The sequence below is a fragment of the Cellulophaga sp. genome, from assembly GCF_039943695.1.
Lineage (GTDB): Bacteria > Bacteroidota > Bacteroidia > Flavobacteriales > Flavobacteriaceae > Cellulophaga.
In genome coordinates, this window is record NZ_JBDVAA010000167.1 from 1 (window position 1) to 5103 (window position 5103).

The following is a 5103-nucleotide window of genomic DNA, read 5'->3' on the forward strand; positions in this document are numbered from 1 at the left end:
TGGTTTTTGATGAAAACGGAAAAGCCAATGGTAAAAGTACATCATACTACACTAACGGTGATGTTTTTGAGGATTTTAATTATAAAAACGGACTTAAAGATGGTGAGTGGAAAACCTTTGATAAAAAAGGAAAAGTACAACGTTTAGAAAATTATAAAAAAGACTTAAAAGACGGCAAGTGGGTTACCTATTTAAAGGATGGGAATACGGGTACTAAATTGGTAGAAACATCTTTTTACAATGCTGATAAAGCAACAGGAAAATGGTCTCAAAAAACAGAAGACAACCGTGTAATTTGGGAAAAAGAGTATAGTGCTCCCAAAAATTATATTAGAAAAGAATATTACCCAAATGGTAAACTAACTTCTGTAGAAACATATGTAAACAATAAAAAAGATGGTAGTAGTAAATATTATAGCTCTGCCGGACTTTTACTGAGTGAAAGAACATATGCTGCTAGCTATCCAATAACAGAAACTAGTTTTTATGATAATGGCAATAAAAAAGAAGTAGTAAACTCCAAAGACGGTTATAAAGATGGTTTGTACCAAAAATATTCTAAAACCGGAAATCTTGTTACAGAAGGAGATTTTAAAATAGGATATAAATCTGGCCTGTGGAAATACTACAATAGTGATGATATGCTAGAAACAACCTATACATATGTAGATGGAAGAAGAAACGGAATTGCTAAAACATATAATGAAGCTGCAAAAGTAGAAAGTGAGGGTTTGTATAAGAATGATGAAAAAACAGGCGTGTGGAAATATTATAAATTAAATGGTAAAATTTCTAAAGAAGTTGAGTACAAAAATGATAAAGTAATTTCAGAGAAGACTTATAACTAAAAAAGAGGTTTGCAAAAGTTTATATTTGCTGCTTAAAAGCAATTAATGTCATACCAACTATTATCATCCCCGTTACAAGGGTTTACAGATTATAACTTTAGAAATGCTCACCAAAAGTTCTTTGGTGGTATAGATACGTATTATGCGCCTTACATTAGGTTTAATAAAAAAATGGTGATAAAAGGTTCTTACCAAAGAGACTTAAATCCGGAGGTAAATACATCTTTAAACCTTATACCACAGGTAATGACGGCAGATGCAGACCAATTTATATTTGCTATAAAATACATACAGTCTTTAGGGTATAAAGAGCTTAATTGGAATTTAGGTTGCCCCTACCCAATGGTTACCAATAGTGGTATGGGATCTGGACTTATTTGTAATCCAGAGAAAATAGACCATATTTTAGATCGTGCACATAGTGAAACAGATGTTACCGTGTCTATGAAAATGAGACTAGGATACGAGAATAGTAACGAAATACTAGAATCTTTTTCTGTACTAGATAAATATCCTCTAAAAAGTATTGCTATACACGCCAGATTAGGCAAACAATTATATAAAGGCGGTGTAGATTTAGAAGGTTTTCAAAAATGTGTAGATGTTGCCAAACATACATTGTATTATAATGGCGATATAACAACAGTGGATCAATTTAAAAAAATGAAAGAACAGTTCCCTAGCATTCAACATTTTATGATTGGGCGTGGATTAATTGCTGATCCGTTTTTACCAAGTATGATAAAAAACAACACAACAGAATATCCCAAAAATAAATGGCAAATTTTTAAAGAATTTCACGATACTATTTACCATCAATATGATGAATTATTATCTGGACCAACACCAATAAAAATGAAAATGTTAGGTTTTTGGGAGTTCTTTTCATTAGCAACTAACAACCCAAAAAAAACATACAAAGCAATAAAAAAAGCTGGCAACCAATTTAAATACAAACAAGCTGTAGCTAATATTATTAAAGATCAGAAATAAAATTTTAATAAACACCAAATGTAATTTGAAATTTACTGCTTACAAATACAGAATTATTAAAGAAAAACTTTCTATAACAGAACAAATAGTTTATTCTAGTTTTGTTCTTTTTGTTTTTGGGTTGATAATACTTTTTTTAAATACTAAATTTCCATTAACCGATAATATTCTGCCAATAATTACTCCCATATTTATAATTTCTATTCTATTTTTGGGTGTAGCACATATATATCAATTTTATGATTATGAATTAATTAACTGTGCAAAGGAAGGACACATAGAGTTTAGTACTAACGAGTTTATTATTGATTATAATAAAAAAATAAATTACAAAGATATTACTGACTTAAAAATTAACATAGATGCCTATTACGGACAAACTATAAACCAGTATTACAGCATCCCTATACAAAAGAAGAGCTTAGGCATTAAAAACACAATAGTTATTGCAACTGGGGATAAATCTTTTACGTATAACTTTAAATTAGATCACGCCATACATACAAAAGAACTAAAAAAAACAATTTTTAATTTAGTCTTAAGTGAAAAATTAGGTATCAAAGATGCCAAAAAGCATATTAAATTAATACCTTCAGATTTTAACAAAACTGAAGATTATAAAGCATTTGTTATTAAGCAAATAACCTCTAAAAAAATTAATTGTACAGAAGGCATACTGTTACACGGTTATAGAACAGATAAAGAAGCAAAAGAGCTAAGAAGCAAGTATTGTGTTTAATTAAAAAGAAAAGCTAATGTCAATGATTATCCCTTTACTACTTATTTTATTTTTTATCCTCATATTTTTTACTGTTAAAGCATTAAAAAAGAATAAAAAAGGCATAAATAATATAGAGGTTACTGTATTTGTTTTGTATTTACTTTCTTTTCTTTTGTTTGCTCTGGGTATACTTACACATATACACCAACATACAGAAGCCATAGACCCTATAGACCCAGAATGTTATATACCGTTTGGCGGCAAACACATACTAACGCTTATTGTTTATTTTATTTTCTTTAATATCTCTGCTGGTTTTATATGGATTAAAGGCCGTAAACTACCTCCGTTATCGCTTGTATTATTCTTAGTTTTTTTAATAATCGGCATATGTATTAATACTGCTATACTTATACAAATAACACATCATAACTTAGATAGCTTTGGCATTTATGCTGAAAACACAGGTACATTCTTATTTGTATTTACACCTGCTATAAGTTTAATTATTGCCGTAGGACTTCTGTTAAAAATAATTAAAGAAGAAAAAATACAGGCTAAAAACAAAGTATACAAAAATAAGTTTCTTAATAGTTGTAATACCTTTTTAGCTAGTAGATTTAACGAGTCCGTTTGGGCATTACTACTTTTTATTCCTGTTTTTATTATTGTTACAGTAATATTACTAATATTTGGACAAGATGTAAACTCTATTACCAAAGTTTTTACAGAAACTACTACTTGGGCTTTTTCACAAAAAATGCACCCTCCTATTCTAGACCATAAAGGTCATTATTTATGCACTGTAGCTGCTAAAGGAGATCCCAAAATTGTAAAGCCCATTCGTTTAGGTAAAAGACACAAGAATACTATTATTGTAAACAGACAGTTACAAATTGCCAATGCCTTTGAAGAAATGATTACTGATATATCTCCTGGCTTACACTCTTTTATCAGAAGAAATTATGACAAGTATGGCTATAATCTTTCTTTAAAAATTAACTCAAAAATGGGGTCTAACATCACCTATATTTTAATGAAACCCTTAGAGTGGATTTTTTTAATAACATTATACCTACTATGTGTTAATCCAGAAAAAAAGATTAATAATCAGTATAAAATGTAACTGTAAAACTAACCAAAGTACCTATGAAAAACATAATACTAGTAACTCTCTTCTTATTTATAATTATACTCAAGGGTAATTCGCAGAGTATTGAAGAAATTGTTAACGATAAAGCTTCTGCTACTTGTAATTGTATAGAAAAAATTGAGTACATAGATAGTCAAGCTGATTTTGTAATAAAGCTAAAATCTTGTGCAGCGCTTAGTACAAAAGACTCTACAAAGGTAATTAAACAAACTACTTTTAAGGAATACGATAAACTTTTACAATCTAAATTATTTGAAAATTGTAATGCTATAGAAACCAAATTAACAAAACTTAGAGAAAGTTACTTAATTACTAATATGGACTCTTTATATAACACAGAAAAACAATATAAAAACATAGAAGAAGACTTACTTGGTAGTTATGGCTTATCTTTTGGTAATAGATCTCCAGAGGGTAGCCCAACGCTATTTCTTTACCATAATAATAAATATGTGATAGCTTCTTTTGGAGAAGTACAAACAGGTACTTGGCGCGTAGTAAAAGAAAAGTATTTGCACTTAAACCCTAATAAAGCTAAATATCCATTTAGTGTATATGGTCGTTACAATCCTAGTATTGGAGACTCTACCAAAACTTCTTTTTTGGGTGATAGATTTAGCTATAGAACACTTATTACGTACAGTAAAACTAATGAAAGCCCAGTAAACCTAACTCCTATTTTTAATAAAGATGCCAATTGTTTTGATTTTCCTTATGTGCACAAAACAACTAGTGTACCCCAACAAATATCTTTAGCATTTAATCAATCTTATGAGACATCTGAAAATCAAGAAATAACACTATATAACTTTAAAAACAATACTAATTTTAATGACTTTATTATTTTTGAATATACAAGAGCAGAAAATAAAATGCCCATTAGAGTATTAATAGATGGCAATAAATTAGTCTTTGGAGAGTATCAAATAACAGAAAAATCTCCTTTGCCAAAACCAGGCTCAGAAAATGACAACTTCATAAAAGAAATGTCTACAATTAACTTTACTCCCAAAACTTTATATTACAACTTTGGGTATAAAGAGTTTAAAAGTGAAGAGATAAACTCTAAGAGTTATAAGTATAAGAAAAAGCTAAATAATTATATTTACAAAGGAAAAGTTCCGCCTACTTACGAAGAAGAAACAAGTGACTATCATAACTTTTTACAAGTAAATAAATATGTAATGTTACAAGATGTAACAACACAGCAAAAACAATATAAAATAGATCCAAAATCTATTATTTATACTGTTTGCGATTAAAAATATAGATTTAAAACTACAATGGGATTAACTATTACAAGCGGAATATTAGCAGACTTCATAAAAAATGAACCTGAGGGCTATGAGGCTTACAAGGCTGAATTTGAACAAGTAAATAAGGTACTA

Annotated in this window: 5 protein-coding genes; all 5 read left to right on the forward strand. The window is 29.0% G+C overall.

Features of this window, described 5'->3' with window-relative positions; all coding sequences use genetic code 11:
* A partial coding sequence (locus tag ABJD66_RS11185; protein ID WP_348131517.1) for a toxin-antitoxin system YwqK family antitoxin occupies positions 1-848 on the forward strand: 848 nt, incomplete at its 5' end.
* A 45-nt stretch (positions 849-893) separates the two neighbouring features.
* Positions 894-1841, forward strand: a complete 948-nt coding sequence (locus ABJD66_RS11190; RefSeq protein ID WP_348131520.1) for a tRNA-dihydrouridine synthase family protein — start codon at positions 894-896, stop codon at positions 1839-1841.
* A gap of 25 nt (positions 1842-1866) precedes the next feature.
* Entirely contained in the window at positions 1867-2580 is a 714-nt protein-coding gene (locus ABJD66_RS11195) for a hypothetical protein (RefSeq protein WP_348131523.1), read from the forward strand.
* A gap of 16 nt (positions 2581-2596) precedes the next feature.
* Positions 2597-3688 (forward strand): DUF6688 family protein, encoded by a 1092-nt coding sequence (locus ABJD66_RS11200; RefSeq protein WP_348131525.1) that lies wholly within the window; start codon positions 2597-2599, stop codon positions 3686-3688.
* 23 nt (positions 3689-3711) lie between these two features.
* On the forward strand, positions 3712-4977 hold the full coding sequence (locus tag ABJD66_RS11205) for a hypothetical protein (protein ID WP_348131528.1): 1266 nt from the start codon (positions 3712-3714) through the stop codon (positions 4975-4977).
* Positions 4978-5103: the final 126 nt, after the last annotated feature.